Source organism: Geodermatophilus marinus, assembly GCF_003428645.1.
Classification (GTDB): domain Bacteria; phylum Actinomycetota; class Actinomycetes; order Mycobacteriales; family Geodermatophilaceae; genus Geodermatophilus.
The window spans coordinates 14536-29995 of sequence record NZ_QVQH01000040.1 but is presented as its reverse complement, the minus strand read 5'-3'; the positions used below and the strand labels follow the sequence as shown (position 1 = coordinate 29995).

Here is a 15460-nt window from a genome sequence, read left to right as displayed (position 1 = left end):
AGGGCCCGATCGGAGACCGACCGTGGAAGAGCCGGACAGACCGGCGGCCCACCCACGCCCAGATCAGACAACCACAATCAGGTCACGAGCCGGCCGGGTCCACCAAGATCGACGGTGGATCGAGGCTGAGGCGACGACAACTCAGGTGCCCCGGATCGCGGGGCGTGCCACGCTGGAGACGATGACGACAGCACAGAACCGCGCCGTCCTGGACGACGCGCAGGACCGAGCCGACCGCGCGGCGGGTCCCGAGCAGGTGACCCGCCCGGTCGACGGGTGGGAGCCCGAGGACGACACCACCGGCTCCTACGCCCTTGAGGCCCGCGGCGCCCTGCGCCGGGTGGCCGGGCTGTCGACCGAGCTCGCCGACATCACCGAGGTCGAGTACCGGCAGCTGCGCCTCGAGCGGGTGGTACTCGTGGGCGTCTGGACCGAGGGCACCCAGGACGACGCCGACCGCTCGCTGGCCGAGCTCGCCGCCCTCGCCGAGACCGCCGGGTCGCAGGTGCTCGAGGCGGTGAGCCAGCGTCGCGACAAGCCCGACGCGGGTACCTACGTCGGGTCGGGCAAGGCCGCCGAGATCCGCGACATCGTGGCCGCGGCCGGTGCCGACACGGTGATCTGCGACGGGGAGCTGACCCCCGGCCAGCTCAACGCGCTGGAGCGGATCCTCAAGGTCAAGGTGGTCGACCGGACCGCGCTGATCCTCGACATCTTCGCCCAGCACGCCTCCAGCCGGGAGGGCAAGGCCCAGGTCGAGCTGGCGCAGATGCAGTACATGCTCCCGCGGCTGCGCGGGTGGGGTGAGTCGCTGTCCCGGCAGGCCGGTGGCCGCGTCGCCGGTGGTGGCGGCATCGGGACCCGCGGTCCCGGTGAGACCAAGATCGAGACCGACCGGCGCCGCATCCGCGCGCGGGTGAGCAAGCTGCGCCGCGAGATCGCCGGCATGGCCACGGCCCGGGCGACGCAGCGGGCCGGTCGGGGGCGCCGCGCCGTCCCGAGCGTCGCCATCGCCGGGTACACCAACGCCGGGAAGTCGAGCCTGCTCAACCGGCTCACCGGCGCCGGCGTGCTGGTGGAGAACGCGCTGTTCGCCACCCTCGACCCGACCGTGCGCCGGGCCGAGTCGCCCGACGGGCGGGAGTACACCCTCACCGACACCGTGGGTTTCGTCCGGCACCTGCCGCACCAGCTGGTGGACGCCTTCCGCTCCACCCTCGAGGAGGTGGCCGCCGCCGACCTGCTGCTGCACGTCGTCGACGGTTCCGACCCCGACCCGCTGGGACAGATCGAGGCGGTGCGGGTGGTGCTCGGCGAGATCGACGCCGCGGCGGTGCCGGAGCTCATCGTCGTCAACAAGGTCGACGCCATGAGCGAGGCTGACGTCCTGACGCTGCGCCAGGCGTTGCCGGGTGCGATGTGGGTCTCGGCGCGCACCGGTGCGGGCATCGAGCGGCTCCGCGAGGCGGTCGCCGCCCGGCTGCCCCGGCCGGACGTCGACGTCGACGTGCTGGTGCCCTACACCCGCGGGGACCTGGTCGCCCGGGTGCACCGGGACGGCGAGGTGCTCACCGAGGTGCACGAGGCCGGCGGCACCCGGCTCTGCGCGCGGGTCGACGGCGCGCTCGCTGCCGCGCTGGCGGAGTTCGCCTCCCCCGCGGCCTGACGGCGGGGGGCGTCCCCGCGCTCCACCTCCCGGTGACCCGCCGGCCACCGGATCCGGGGCCCCGGTCACCGGAGCGCACCGGGCCCGGTGGCGACACCGCCGGGCCTCGCCCGGTCGGGTGAGGTCACGATCGGGTCACGGGCCGGTACCGTGGAACGTGTGACCAGCGGCGTGCGACGGCCCACCGAGGACCGCGTACGGCCCGACCGTCCCCGGCCGGCGGGCCACCCGCGGGTCGTGTCCGTGGGGCGCCCGCCCTGGTGGCTGGTCGCGGTGGCCCTCGGAACCGCCCTCGCGATCACCGTCGAGCTGCTCAGCCGCGGCGTGCTCGAGCGCACGGACCTGCGGGTCTCCGAGGTGGTCAGCAGCTGGGGGCTCAAGGAGTCGGCGGCCTACTGGCCGGTCTGGGCGGTCACCCAGCTCGGCGGCCGCGGCTTCATCCTCATGGTGCTGGCCGTGCTGGTCACCACCCTGGCCCTGCGCCGGCGGACGGCGCTCCCGCTGCTGCGGGTCCTCGCCGCGCTGGCGCTGCTCACCGTGGTCGTCTACGCCGTCAAGTACGGGACCGGCCGGACCGCGCCGGCCTACCCCGGGTCCTTCTTCCACCGGGACGGCCAGTCCTACCCCTCCGGGCACGTCGCCAACGCGGTGCTCATGTGGGGCGTGGCGCGCTGGCAGGCGGTGGAGTACCGGCTCGTCCCTTCGGTGCAGCGGCTCTTCCGGTGGTTGAGCGTCCTCGGCCCGGTGGCGACCGGCGTCGCCATGGTGTCGCTGGACTTCCACTGGGTCACCGACGCCGTCGTGGGGGCGGCGGTGGGCATCGTGCTGCTGGGCGTGGTGCACGCACTCGACGCAGCCGTCCTGTCACGCTGGGTCGGTGCCCGAGCAGGCCGCCCGCCGGCGTGAGCTCGCCGCCCGGCTGATCCCGGTGGTCGCGGGCGCGACGCTCGTCCTCCCCGTGCCGGTCGCCGCAGCGGCCCCGGCGGGCCCGGCGGCGCCCTCGGTGCGCTGCCAGGTGACCGACCCGCGGCTGCCCGAGCTCTCCGGCCTGGTCGCCGTCGGCGAGGAGTACCTGGCGATCAACGACGGCGGGGACCAGGTCGCCGTCCACGTGCTCGACGGGGCGTGCCGCGTGACGGCGGTGCACACCGCACCGGTCGACCCCTACGACCCCGAGGACCTGGCGGTGGGCGCGGACGGCACGGTGTGGCTGGCCGACACCGGCGACAACGGGCTGGACCGCGCGACGGTGGCGCTCATCGCGCTGCGACCCGACGGCTCGACCGGGCTGTACCGGCTTGCCTACCCCGACGGGCCGCGCGACGTCGAGGCGCTGCTGCTGGCCCCGGACGGCACGCCGTACCTGGTGACCAAGGAGGTCCTGGGCGCCAGCGCGGTGTACCGCCCGGTCTCGGCGCTGGTCGACAGCGGCACCGTCGGGCTCACCGAGGTCGGCGGCGTGTCGTTCACCCTCACCGGTACGCCGGGCGGGCCGGTGGGACGTGCCGGGCAGCTCATGGTCACCGGGGGAGCGGTGTCCCGGGACGGCCGCACCGTGGCGTTGCGGACCTACACCGACGCCTACGTCTGGCCCCTGTCCGGCTCGGACGTGGCGGGCGCGCTGGCCGGCGAGCCGGTGCGGATCCCCCTGCCGGAGGCACTACAGGGGGAGGCCGTCACGTTCACGCCCGACGGCTCGGCCCTGGTCGTCGCCGGGGAGGGGCTGCCCGGCGATCTCACCGTCGTCCCGGTGGCGGCCGTCCCGTCGACGTCCCCCTCGGGCGCGGACGGCGGCGTGCAGCAACTGCTCGGATCGGACGAGGCCGGCCCCTCGCTGCTGCCCGCCGCCGTCGTCGCGGCCGCGGTGGCCGCCGTCCTGGTGTGGCTCGGCGGGCGGCTGCGCCGACGCGGGGGACCGCCGACGACCGGCTGAGCCGGACCGGTCAGACCCGGCGCAGCACCGTGACGACGCGCCCGAGGACGGTCGCCTCGTCCCCGGGGATCGGCTCGTACGCCGGGTTGTGCGGCAGCAGCCAGACGTGCCCGTCGCGGCGCTTGTAGGTCTTCACGGTGGCCTCGCCGTCGAGCATGGCGGCGACGATCTCGCCGTTCTCGGCCGTGGGCTGCTGCCGGACGACGACCCAGTCGCCGTCGCAGATGGCGGCCTCGACCATCGAGTCACCGGTCACCTTGAGCATGAACAGCGTGCCCTCGCCGACCAGCTCGCGCGGCAGGGGGAAGACGTCCTCGACGGCCTGCTCGGCCAGCACCGGGCCACCGGCGGCGATCCGGCCGACCAGCGGCACGTAGGTCGGCGCCGGCGCGTCCTCGCCCCCCACCGTGGCGACCGGGGCGGGCGGCACCTCACCGGCGAGCTCCCCGGGCATCCGGACGTCGAGCGCCCGCGGCCGGTTCGGGTCGCGGCGCAGCCAGCCCTTCTTCTGCAGCACGGTGAGCTGGTGTGCCACCGAGGAGGCCGACGACAGCCCCACGGCCTCGCCGATCTCCCGCACCGAGGGTGGGTACCCACGCCGGTCGATCGAGTCGCGGATCACCTCGAGGACCCGGCGCTGCCGCTGGGTCAGCCCGTCACCGGCCTCGGCGCGCTCGGGGAAGGTCCGCACGGCCGCCGACCCGCCGGCCGCCGGTCGGCCGGTCGTCCGCCGTCGGCCCCCCGACGTCCCGCTCTTCTCCGCCACCGTCGCCTCCTCGCCGCCGCTGCCACAGCGCGTCTGATCCGTCGGTACCGACCGTAGCGCGCCGGGCGCACCGGATCAAACACGTGTTCGAAGCGCCCGGCACGTGCGGTGGCATTCGTCGGTGCCGTCCGGTAGACATCGCACAGGCGTTCGAATCGAACAGGCGTTCGAGCCGGGGTCCCCGGTCGGGAGGAGTGGTCGTGGCAGGCGTGCAGCAGGCGGTCCTGGACTTCGACGATGCGGTGCAGGTGCCGTGGCGGCCCCGCCTCCGGGCGGTCCCGCCGGGGGCCGGGGCCGGGGGCCCGTCGCGCCCGCCCGGGGCTCGCCCCGGCGCCTCCCGGGTCAGGGTGTTCCGGCCGCCGGTGGCCCCCGGCGCGGGCCGGGCGACGACCCGGGCGACGGCGCGGGCGTCCCGGCCGGCGGCGCCGCCGCGCCCGGCGACCCGGCCCCGCCCGGCGGCGGGTGCACCGCGGGCGGCGGCGGGTCGCGCCGCGGGTCCGGTGGCCGGAGCGGCGGCCGGGCGCCCGGTGCGGGACGGCTGCGCCCCGGCGGGGCGGGTGCCGCGCCTGCGGCTGACCCGGCGGGCGCGGCGGCTTTCCGTCGTGCTGGCGCTGGCGGTCGGCGTGGTCCTGGGCGCATGGGGTGCCGGTCTGGTCGGCGGGGGCTCCGACGAGCTGCGCCTGGTGGGTGACCGCAGCGTGGTCGTCCGGTCCGGCGACACCCTCTGGTCGATCGCCGGCGAGGTGGCGGGGGACGGCGCCGACGTGCGGGCCGTCGTCGACGCGATCCAGGAGCTCAACCAGCTCGACGCCGGGGTGCTCGTGCCCGGCCAGGTGCTGGTGCTGCCGTGACCCGCCCGGGCCCGCTCCAGAGAGCGACAACAGCGGGGGCCGAGCTTCGTCAACCCTCCGACCTGCGTTGCTGACGCTGCGTGGTGGTCGGAGAACCTACGGTCATCCACGTGTCAGGGATCGTGGGAAGCCGGGCCGCCGCCTTCGCCCAGCAGCGGCAGGGCGTCGAGGTGTTCGCCGACGGTGCGTGGTGGGCCGGGTCGATCCTGGGCTGGCGGCACGACGCCGCCGGGTCCTGCGAGGTGCGGGTGGAGGTGACCGTGGCCGGCGTCGACCGGACGACCTGGTGCGACCTGGCCGACCTGCGCCTGCCGCAGCCGCACCTGACCGTGGCGCCCGAGCCGGTGCTGCCGGACGCCCCCGGCGCCGTCGCGGTGTCGTTCGAGCGTGCGGCCGCCCGTGAGCGGCTCATCGCCGGGGTGCTGACCTCGCCGGAGCTGCCGGCCGTCGGCCCGGGGGGGCGTGCGCCGGAGGGCCCACCCGCTGCCGCCCCTGCGCTCCGGCGGCGCCGTCGCCACGGCGGGGACGTGACCGCGGAGCTGCCCGCCGTCACGACGGCCGGCGGTGCCGGCCGGCACCGGGCGCCGGTGGCCGGGAGCGGTCGCCACCGCGCCGCCGAGCCGGACACGGGCGTCGTCCTCGCCGCACCCGCACCGGTCGCACCCGCACCGGTCGCACCCGGGCAGGTCGCAGCCGCCCCGGCCCCGGTCGGGGCGGCCGGCCCGGGAGGACCCCCGGACGCGCCCGCCGCCGCCCGCCCGCTCGCGGTTCCGCCCACGGCCGCGCTCCCCACCGCCGCGCTGCCCGTCACCCCGCTCGCGGCCGTGCCGTCCCCCGCGGGTGCACCCGCGTCGCCGGCACCGCGCCGGGCGGACGACCTCGACGGGCTGACGCGCCCGATCCGGCTCGGCGACCGCGCCTCCCGGCCGCGCCTGCCGGGGCCCCGCGGCGCCTGACCCGCGGGCGCGCCCGGAACCCGCGGCGCCCGTGTCGCCCCCGGGGGGCTCCTGGGCGGCGACACGCACCACCCGTCCCGCGGGGTGACCGCGCGGCGGCGTGTGGCGGCGTGTCGGTGTGACTGCTGCGACGGGAGGTCGCGGCTGGTCACGGACGGGTCTCGGTGGAACAGGACACGCGGGCGTCGGCTTGCACATCTAGTGGAGGCGGACCTAGGGTCCCCCTAGATCTAGTAGTTGCACCGCTGTAACTCCGTCCACAGCCCGCCCACAGCCGCTCCCCACGACGTCCACCGGATGTCCCCAGGGGCGTCCACACGGCGGGCGGGCGGAGGGCCGGCGGTGCGGGTCCGGGAGGAGGGGAGAGGACGTGCGCTGCCCCTTCTGCCACAACCCGGACAGCCGGGTCATCGACTCCCGCGAGGCCGACGAGGGCGCGACGACGCGGCGGCGCCGGTCCTGCCCCGCCTGCGGCCGGCGCTTCACGACGGTGGAGGAGGCCGTCCTGGCGGTCGTCAAGCGCAGCGGCGTCAGCGAGCCGTTCGCCCGCGCCAAGGTGGTCGCCGGCGTCCGGCGGGCCTGCCAGGGCCGACCGGTGGACGAGGGCCAGCTGCAGCGGCTGGCGCAGGAGGTCGAGGACGCGATCCGGGCGACCGGGGTCGCGGAGGTGCCCAGCCACGAGGTGGGGCTGGCCATCCTCGGGCCGCTGCGCGAGCTCGACGAGGTCGCCTACCTGCGCTTCGCCAGCGTGTACCGGGCGTTCACCTCGGTGGAGGACTTCGAGAAGGAGATCACCGAGCTGCGGGCCCGCCACGTCGCCGCGGGCACCCCACCGCTGCCCGGCATGCAGAACCCGCTCCCGCCGGTCCGCCGGCGGGGCGGCGGGCGGTCCCAGGCCGCCTCCGCCGACAGCGCCGCCGGCACCTGAGAACTGTCAGCACCACCGGTTACACACAGGGCGGCTCTCTTCCCCAGCCGCCGTCGCACCCGCACCACCGCCCACGACACAGGGAGAGCTCCGTGACCGAGACCGAGGACCGACTGGCAGGCCGCACGCGTCGCGCCGCCAAGGCGCCGACCCGGGGGAAGGGCCTGAAGGTCAAGCGGGTCTTCACCACCGCCGGGGTGCACCCGTACGACGAGGTGACCTGGGAGCGCCGGGACGTCGTCATGACCAACTGGCGGGACGGCTCCGTCAACTTCGAGCAGCGCGGCGTCGAGTTCCCGGCCGAGTGGAGCATCAACGCCACCAACATCGTCACGACCAAGTACTTCCGGGGCGCCGTGGGCACCCCGCAGCGGGAGACGAGCCTGCGGCAGCTCATCGACCGGGTGGTGCTGACCTACGCGGCGGCCGGGCGGGAGCACGGCTACTTCGCCACCGAGGGTGACGCCGAGGTCTTCGAGCACGAGCTGACCTGGATGCTGCTGCACCAGTACTTCAGCTTCAACTCGCCCGTCTGGTTCAACGTGGGCACCAGCGCCCCGCAGCAGGTGAGCGCCTGCTTCATCCTCGCCGTCGACGACACGATGGACTCGATCCTGAACTGGTACCGGGAGGAGGGGTTGATCTTCAAGGGCGGCTCCGGCGCCGGGCTGAACCTGTCCCGGATCCGGTCGTCCAAGGAGCTGCTCTCCTCCGGCGGTACCGCCTCCGGTCCGGTCAGCTTCATGCGCGGGGCCGACGCCTCCGCGGGCACCATCAAGTCCGGCGGGGCCACCCGGCGCGCGGCGAAGATGGTCGTCCTCGACATCGACCACCCCGACATCGAGGAGTTCGTCGAGACCAAGGCGCGCGAGGAGGACAAGATCCGCGCGCTGCGCGACGCCGGGTACGACATGGACCTCGGCGGCAAGGACATCACCAGCGTCCAGTACCAGAACGCCAACAACTCCGTCCGCGTCTCGGACGAGTTCATGCGGGCGGTGGAGGACGGCACCGAGTTCGGGCTGCGCGCCCGGCTCGACGGCGCGCTGATCGAGAACGTCGACGCCCGTGCCCTGTTCCGCAAGGTCACCCAGGCCGCGTGGGAGTGCGCCGACCCCGGCATCCAGTACGACGACACGATCAACGACTGGCACACCAACCCCGAGACGGGTCGGATCAACGCGTCCAACCCCTGCTCGGAGTACATGAGCCTGGACAACAGCTCCTGCAACCTGGCGTCGCTGAACCTGCTCAAGTTCCTCAAGGACGACGGCACCTTCGACGCCCGGACCTTCGTCAAGGCCGTCGAGCTGGTCATCACGGCGATGGACATCTCCATCTGCTTCGCCGACTTCCCGACCGAGCCGATCGGCGAGACCACCCGGGCCTACCGGCAGCTGGGCATCGGCTACGCCAACCTGGGCGCGCTGCTCATGGCGACCGGGCACGCCTACGACTCCCGCGGCGGCCAGACCCTGGCAGCGGCGATCACCTCGCTGATGACCGGGACGGCCTACCGCCGCTCGGCCGAGCTCGCCGGCATCGTCGGGGCCTACGACGGCTACGCCCGCAACGCCGACGCCCACGCCCGCGTCATGCGCAAGCACGCCGCGGCCAACGACGCCATCCGCCCGGTCGGCGCTGACGACGCCGACGTGCTCAAGGCCGCCACGGCCCAGTGGCAGGAGTGCCTGGCGATCGGGGCGGAGAACGGCTGGCGCAACGCGCAGGCCTCGGTGCTGGCCCCCACCGGGACCATCGGCTTCATGATGGACTGCGACACGACCGGCATCGAGCCGGACTTCTCGCTGGTCAAGTACAAGAAGCTGGTCGGCGGCGGGTCCATGCAGATCGTCAACCAGACCGTCCCGCGGGCGCTGCGCAGCCTGGGCTACCAGGACGAGCAGATCGAGGCCATCGTCGAGTACATCGCCGAGCACGGTCACGTCGTCGACGCCCCGAGCCTGCGCCCGGAGCACTACGAGGTCTTCGACTGCGCGATGGGCGAGCGGGCCATCCCCCCGATGGGCCACGTCCGGATGATGGCCGCGGTGCAGCCGTTCATCTCCGGCGCCATCAGCAAGACGGTCAACATGCCGGAGACGGCGACCGTCGAGGACGTCGAGAACATCTACTTCCAGGGCTGGAAGCTCGGCCTCAAGGCGCTGGCCATCTACCGCGACAACTGCAAGGTCGGCCAGCCGCTGTCCGACGCCAAGTCGGCCAAGGCCAAGCAGAGCGAGGCCAAGGCGGAGGTCCAGGCGGCCCCGGTCGCCACCACGTCCCACCCGGTGCGCCGCCGGCTGCCCAAGAAGCGCCAGAGCATGACCACGTCGTTCAGCGTGGCCGGCGCCGAGGGCTACATGACGGCCGGGATGTACGAGGACGGCAGCCTCGGCGAGGTGTTCCTGAAGCTCGGCAAGCAGGGGTCGACCCTGGCCGGTGTCATGGACGCCTTCTCGATCGGCATCTCGATCGCGCTGCAGCACGGTGTGCCGCTGGAGACCTACATCCAGAAGTTCACCAACATGCGGTTCGAGCCGGCCGGCATGACCGACGACCCGGACATCCGGATCGCGCAGTCGGTGATGGACTACATCTTCCGCCGCCTGGCCCTCGACCACCTGCCGGTCGAGACCCGCGCGACCCTCGGCATCTTCACCGCCGAGGAGCGGGCGGCCCAGGTGTCGGGCAGCTACGGCGGCTCGGCCTCCACCGCCGAGGTCGTCGAGGAGGAAGAGGTCGACGTCGAGGCGCTGCGCGGCTCGGTGCCGACCGAGGCCCCCGCCAAGCCCGAGGTGAAGGCCGAGAAGCCGGTCACCGAGGCGCACTCCTCGGCCGAGCTGTTCGAGCTGGTCACCGGGAACGTCACCGATGCGCCGCTGTGCATGACCTGCGGCACGAAGATGCGCCCGGCCGGCAGCTGCTACGTCTGCGAAGGCTGCGGTTCCACCAGCGGTTGCAGCTGAGCCAGGCGAACGACCCGGGGCCGTCCCCGCCGGCGCCGGCGACGTCCCCGCCTCGCGCGGCAGCGCCCTGAGGTCCGGTCAGCGGCCTCGTCACCGCTGTGCGTGCCGTCCACCGGCCCGGTCCCTCGTCGAGGGACCGGGCCGGTGGCGTCCCGGGATTCATCCGGGGGAGCCCGTGCACCCCGGGGGAGGACTAGCGTCGGGTTCCGAGACCCCCGCCTCCCGGTGTGCTCTGCGGCGGCGGGTGCCTGCGGATCGGCCGAGTCGAGGCGAGTGGTCATGTGGGATGACGATCTGGACGGCGCCGCAGCGGAGCTCTACGACGCGGTCGTGCGCGACCTGTACGCCGCCGGGCTGACCCTCTACGGCGTCGCCGCGAGCCTGGGGCCCGGTCCGCTCACCGGAGCGCCTGCGGGCAGCCACCGCCGGCCTCGACGACGCCATCCGGCGGCTCCGGTCGGTGGTCGTCGCCCTCCGCGACCGACCCGTGACGGACACCGCCGGTTCGCGACCCGGCTGTTCGACACGATCGCCGCGGCCGCGCCGGGGTTGCCCGCGATGCCGAGCACGCGCATCGCCGGTCCGGTCGGTGACCTCCCCGCGAGCGTGGTCGACGACCTGCTCGCCGTCGTCGGTCAGGTGCTCAGCGACCTGGCCCGGCAGCCGCAGGCCGGCACCGTCGAGGTCGCGGTCACCGTCACCCAGGGCGGGGTCTCCCTGCGGGTCTCCCACGACGGCGTGGGGACGGACCGGGCACCCGACGGCGACGGCCTGGGGGCCGTGATGCGCCGGGCCGAGGAGCGCGGCGGCTCCCTCGTCGCCGACCCGGCTCCCTCGGGTGGTGCGCAGCTGGTCTGGGCCGTTCCCCTGCCGTAGCCCGGCATCGGCGGCCGGTCCACGGCGCCGGGTGAGCAGGGGGCGGGGCCGGATCGCGCCGGTCCCCGGCGGCACCGCTCGTCGAGCTCGTGTCGAGCAGATGACGACCTGATGACCACGGCTGCGGAGGCTCGCGGCGCCCACCGGCGGTCCCGGATGATCCCCTCGGCAGGACGGCGGACGGCACGAGAGGGGCGGGCATGGGCGAGTTCGTGGACGAGGTGACCCTCCTGAGCCGGTGGCTGGGGCGGGACGTCGCCGCCGACCTGAGCGGTGTGGTGCCGGGCTGGACCGCCTTCCGCTTCCGGGACGCGGCGGTGTTCGAGCCGGACGTGTCCGAGTGCTCCGACCGCCGGTACCTCGTACGCGGGGGCACCGTCCGGGAGTTCGTCGCCAGCCGGGTGACGATCGACGAGGCCTACGCCGAGCTGTGCGGGGACGGCGCGCTGCCCGCCGTCGCCTGAGCGGGCCGGCGTCGTCCCGGGGCGACCGGCCGCGGGACGTCCGGCGGGGGTGCGTGGACGACGGCTGACGGGGGGGGGTGCGGGCCGCGGTCCGTGCCGGCCGCTCGGTCCAGGCAGGACGCCGTCACCTCCGCCGGACCGACGTCCCGGCGGTCGTGGGCGGCGACGGACTCCCCGGTCCGGGCGGTCGCCTCAGCGCCTGCTGCGCTGCCGGTCCCAGCCGAGCACGGCGGTGACGACGAGGAGCACGAGCCCGACCACCACGAGCCAGAACAGGCCCTCGACGACCCACCCGATCACGGTGAGGACGATCCAGGCGAGGAGCAGCAGCCCGAGGATGCTGAGCACCACGGGACCTCCCGTCCGGTAGCGGTGCGTCGCATCCCACCCTAGGCCGTCCCGGCGCTCGCGGGGCCCCGGAGGCCCGGCCGCGCCGACAGCGTGCCCGCCGTGGTCCCCGGCGGCCGCGCTCGGTGGGTGACCCGGTCAGCGGCGCCGGCGGCGGGTGGCCAGCAGGACGAGCACGAGCGCGGCGGCGACGGCGGCGACCGGCCCGGCAGCCCCCGAGCTGCGCAGCGCCCCGGCGGGGTGCAGCCGGGCGTGCCGGGTGCCGAGCAGGGTGCGGCCGGCCGGCGAGTCGACGTCCGCCCCGAGGGTGAGCACCCGTCCGGCGGGCCCGTCGAGCCGGGCGGTCAGCCCGTGGTCGGCCAGGGTGTCGGCCACCCGCGACAGCTCCGCGCGCCCGGGCGGGGCCTGGGTGGCGGCGCCCGCGGCCAGGCGGACCCCGGCGAACAGCTTCCGGACGTCGCCGGCGGTCACCTGCACCTCGGACCCGGCGGCCCGGACCTGCACCGGGACGCCGTCGACCTCGACCGCCAGGTCGGCGGTCAGGTCGAGGGCGTCCCGGGGGTCCGGTGTCATCCGCGGCTGGCGTTCTCGGCGGTCGTGATGCGCAGCGTCCCGTTGAGCTTCCAGGTGGCCCGCGGCGCGTCGGGCCCGGTCTCCCGCGGCACCTCGACCGTCATGTCGACGAACTCGTAGTTGATGGCGGCGCCCTTGCCGGTCAGGTAGGACCACATCTCCTTGCCGAGGTCGGCGAAGCTGGTGGTCTCGTGCGACTTGATGTCGCGGCTGCCGGTGGCGGCGTCACGGGTCGTGGTGCTGCTGGTCATGCGGTCCCCTCGGGTGCGGTCGGGCGGTGGACGTCGGCCCCGTACCCGCCCGAGGCCGGTTGCACACGACCGTCCTCGTCAGCCGCCCACGGGCACCGGCGCGTCGACCAGCATCTGGAGGATCTGGTCGGCCGGGACCGGCCGCGAGAAGTGGTAGCCCTGCCCGGTGGTGCAGCCCTGGCGCCGCAGCAGGAGCATCTCCTGCGGGTGCTCGATCCCCTCGGCGACCGTCTCGAGGTGCATCGTCTTGCCCAGGCGCAGGATGGTGCTGATCAGGGCGGTGTCCCCGCCGGTCGACAGCCGCTCGACGAAGCTCTTGTCGATCTTGAGGATGTCGACCGGGAACCGGTGCAGGTAGCTCAGCGAGGAGTACCCGGTCCCGAAGTCGTCGATGGCCAGCCGGATGCCCGTCTCCCGGAGCACGCCCAGCGTGGCCAGCATCGCCGGCCCGTTGTCGACGAGCACGCTCTCGGTCATCTCCAGCGTCAGACTGGTCGCGGGCAGCCCGCTCTCCGCCAGCACCGCCGCCACCTCCCCGGGGAACTCGGGGTGCTGCAGCTGCCGGGCGGAGACGTTGACGCTGAGCTTGAGCGGTCGGCTGCCCCCGGTCTCCCGGTGCCAGCCCATCGCCGTCCGGCAGGCCTCGCGCAGCACCCACAGCCCCAGCGGGCGGATCATCCCGGTCGCCTCCGCCAGCGGGATGAACTCCGTGGGCGAGACCATCCCGCGCTCGGGGTGCCGCCAGCGGACCAGCGCCTCGACGCCGGTGATGGCACCGGACCGCATGGACACCATCGGCTGGTAGTGCACCTCGAACTGCTCCTCGGCCAGGGCACGGCGCAGGTCGGCCTCCAGCCGGACCCGGGCGACCAGGCCCTCGTGCATCTCCGGGGCGTAGACGGCCCACCCGCTGCCCCCCGACTTGGCCTGGTACATCGCCAGGTCGGCGTTGCGCAGCAGCTGCTCGGCGTCGGTCCCGGCGTCCTCCCGGTGGGCGATGCCGATGCTGGCCGAGACGTGCACCTCCTCACCGTCGAGGTCGACGGCCACCTCGAGGGCCTCCCGGATCCGGCCGGCCAGCAGGGTGCCGTCCTCGTCACCGGGCAGGTCCTCGACCAGCACGGCGAACTCGTCACCGCCGAAGCGGGCCACGGTGTCGCCGGGCCGCACGGCCTCGCGCAGCCGCACCGCCACCTCCTCCAGGAGGGCGTCACCGGCGCTGTGGCCGAGGGTGTCGTTCACCGCCTTGAAGCCGTCGAGGTCGAGGAAGTAGACCGCCACCCGTTCGCGGCTCGACGGGCGCCGCGAGAGCGCGTGCTGCAGCCGGTCCTTGAACAGGGCGCGGTTGGGCAGACCCGTCAGCGCATCGGTGAAGGCCTGGGTGGTGAGCTGCTGCTCCAGCTCCACCCGCTCGGTCACGTCGCGGGTGTTGAGGACCAGCCCGCCGACGGCGGGGTCGTCGAGCAGGTCGGTGACGGTGATCTCCATCCGGCGCTCCCCGCCACCGGCGTTGCGCCACGTCGAGTGGAAGGACTGCAGCCGGTCGGCGCCTCCGGCCGACCGCGCGAGCACCGCGAGCAGCGCCTCGGCCTCGGCGGCGTCCATGAGCTCGGTGAGGTCGCGACCCACCAGGTCCTCGGGCTCGTAACCGAGCACCCGCCGGCTCGACGGGCTCTGGTACTGCACGACACCGGTGCGGTCGACGACCGTGACGAGGTCGGTGCTGTGCTGCACGAGCGCGGTGAACCGCTCCGCGCTCGCACGCACCTCGGCGGTCCGCTCCTCGACGCGCCGCTCCAGGTCGCGGGTGAGGTGGTGGTTCTCGTTGAGCGTCAGCACCTGGCGGAGCACCAGCAGCACGAGCAGCGCCGTCCGGGTCCAGGAGAAGAACATGTCGCCGTTGCCGTGCCGGAGGAGCTCCACCGTGGAGGTGAGCACCGCCAGCCCGACGGCCGCGTAGGGGAGCAGGTTGCCCAGCGGCCGCGCCGGTGCCTCCTCGTCGACGTCCTCGGGGTCCGTGCCGGCCGGGAGCGCTGCCGCGAGGAAGAGCAGGCAGAAGCCGGCGCCCCACCCGATGTCGATGAGGCTGCCCGAGCTGTAGACACCCGCGCTGGTGAGGTAGGTGAAGCCGGAGTCCGCGACGGCGAAGGCGACCAGGCCGCTGCCGACGAGCGGCAGCGCGATGGGCAGCCGGCAGCCCCGCTGCCGGGCTCGCGTCCACGTGTAGATGACCAGGGTGATGAGCACCAGGTCCCCGACCGGGTAGGCCAGCGAGATGACCTGGCCCAGCGGGTCGCCGCCGGCCGCCACGACCGGGGCCAGGACGAGCACCCAGCTGCAGAGCAGCAACGAGCTGGCGACCATCAGGCCGTCGAGCAGCGTGCGCACCCGGCCGCTGAAGGTCGGTGCCCGGAGGGGCAGCGCCATGAGCGCCGCGGCCGCGAGCGGGGGGAGCCCGAGGTAGCCCAGGTCGGCCAGCGACGGGAAGGGCACCTCCACGCCGCGGACCGACTCGTAGGTGCTCCACACGGCCATGCCGGCGCCCCAGGACAGCGAGGCGGCGCCCAGCAGGAACCAGTACCGCCGGACCGGCCCGGTGTGCCGGCGGGCGCGCACCAGGCCCGCGGCGCCGGCGCCCAGGGCGGCGGTCGTCAGGCCCGCGTTCGAGACGTGCACGGACACGTCGGCGGGGACGACGACGAGGGCCACCGCCCACAGCAGGAGGCCCGCACAGACGACGAGCACCGTGGCACGCCGCCCCGGTGCTGCCGAGCTCATGGTCATGGCGACCACATCGGCCACGGTGGCGACAACCTGAGCCTGCACCGGACGGCTCACCCCTCGGGGGGAGGCGGCTCAACAGCGGCCCCGGCCCGGCC

At 74.8% G+C, this 15460-nt stretch carries 14 protein-coding genes; 9 read left to right on the top strand and 5 right to left on the bottom strand.

Features of this window, described 5'->3' with window-relative positions; genetic code table 11:
• The first annotated feature begins 181 nt into the window (after positions 1-181).
• The 3 genes from hflX (at position 182) to D0Z06_RS23890 (ending at position 3599) form a co-directional block, all read left to right on the top strand.
• Positions 182-1666 carry a GTPase HflX gene (hflX, locus tag D0Z06_RS23900; RefSeq protein ID WP_117380050.1) on the top strand — a complete coding sequence of 495 codons (1485 nt, stop codon included), beginning with the start codon at positions 182-184 and terminating at the stop codon, positions 1664-1666.
• A 237-nt stretch (positions 1667-1903) separates the two neighbouring features.
• Positions 1904-2572: a phosphatase PAP2 family protein gene (locus D0Z06_RS23895; RefSeq protein WP_233517931.1), complete on the top strand. Its 669-nt coding sequence runs from the start codon at positions 1904-1906 to the stop codon at positions 2570-2572.
• The gene (locus D0Z06_RS23890; RefSeq protein WP_233517930.1) at positions 2544-3599 is read left to right on the top strand and encodes an esterase-like activity of phytase family protein; all 1056 of its coding nucleotides are present in this window, start codon (positions 2544-2546) and stop codon (positions 3597-3599) included. Before D0Z06_RS23895 ends, D0Z06_RS23890 begins: the two co-directional genes overlap by 29 nt.
• Positions 3600-3609: 10 nt before the next feature.
• Here D0Z06_RS23890 and lexA read toward each other — a convergent pair whose 3' ends face one another.
• The gene (lexA, locus tag D0Z06_RS23885) at positions 3610-4365 is read right to left on the bottom strand and encodes a transcriptional repressor LexA (protein WP_117380046.1); all 756 of its coding nucleotides are present in this window, start codon (positions 4363-4365) and stop codon (positions 3610-3612) included.
• 200 nt (positions 4366-4565) lie between these two features.
• On the opposite strand from lexA, the gene D0Z06_RS26005 reads away from it, so the two are divergent.
• The 6 genes from D0Z06_RS26005 to D0Z06_RS23850 all read left to right on the top strand — a co-directional run bounded on the left by D0Z06_RS26005 (position 4566) and on the right by D0Z06_RS23850 (position 11409).
• Complete coding sequence (locus D0Z06_RS26005) at positions 4566-5216, top strand: LysM peptidoglycan-binding domain-containing protein (RefSeq protein ID WP_199522511.1); 651 nt, start codon at positions 4566-4568, stop codon at positions 5214-5216.
• 110 nt (positions 5217-5326) lie between these two features.
• Entirely contained in the window at positions 5327-6172 is an 846-nt protein-coding gene (locus D0Z06_RS23870) for a hypothetical protein (protein WP_147332120.1), read from the top strand.
• A gap of 370 nt (positions 6173-6542) precedes the next feature.
• Positions 6543-7100, top strand: a complete 558-nt coding sequence (gene nrdR / locus D0Z06_RS23865; RefSeq protein ID WP_117380042.1) for a transcriptional regulator NrdR — start codon at positions 6543-6545, stop codon at positions 7098-7100.
• A gap of 92 nt (positions 7101-7192) precedes the next feature.
• A complete protein-coding gene (locus D0Z06_RS23860; RefSeq protein WP_117380041.1) occupies positions 7193-10069 on the top strand; it encodes a vitamin B12-dependent ribonucleotide reductase in 2877 nt (958 codons plus the stop codon).
• Positions 10070-10348: 279 nt separating this feature from the next.
• A complete protein-coding gene (locus D0Z06_RS23855) occupies positions 10349-10945 on the top strand; it encodes a sensor histidine kinase (protein ID WP_147332119.1) in 597 nt (198 codons plus the stop codon).
• Between the two features lie 200 nt (positions 10946-11145).
• Complete coding sequence (locus D0Z06_RS23850) at positions 11146-11409, top strand: hypothetical protein (protein WP_117380039.1); 264 nt, start codon at positions 11146-11148, stop codon at positions 11407-11409.
• 192 nt (positions 11410-11601) lie between these two features.
• Here D0Z06_RS23850 and D0Z06_RS26000 read toward each other — a convergent pair whose 3' ends face one another.
• From D0Z06_RS26000 to D0Z06_RS23835, 4 genes are all read right to left on the bottom strand, one after another.
• Positions 11602-11760 carry a hypothetical protein gene (locus D0Z06_RS26000; RefSeq protein WP_199522514.1) on the bottom strand — a complete coding sequence of 53 codons (159 nt, stop codon included), beginning with the start codon at positions 11758-11760 and terminating at the stop codon, positions 11602-11604.
• A gap of 135 nt (positions 11761-11895) precedes the next feature.
• Positions 11896-12330 carry a hypothetical protein gene (locus D0Z06_RS23845; RefSeq protein ID WP_117380038.1) on the bottom strand — a complete coding sequence of 145 codons (435 nt, stop codon included), beginning with the start codon at positions 12328-12330 and terminating at the stop codon, positions 11896-11898.
• Entirely contained in the window at positions 12327-12581 is a 255-nt protein-coding gene (locus D0Z06_RS23840; RefSeq protein ID WP_199522510.1) for a hypothetical protein, read from the bottom strand. Before D0Z06_RS23840 ends, D0Z06_RS23845 begins: the two co-directional genes overlap by 4 nt.
• Before the next feature lie 78 nt (positions 12582-12659).
• Complete coding sequence (locus D0Z06_RS23835) at positions 12660-15407, bottom strand: putative bifunctional diguanylate cyclase/phosphodiesterase (protein ID WP_147332118.1); 2748 nt, start codon at positions 15405-15407, stop codon at positions 12660-12662.
• Positions 15408-15460: the final 53 nt, after the last annotated feature.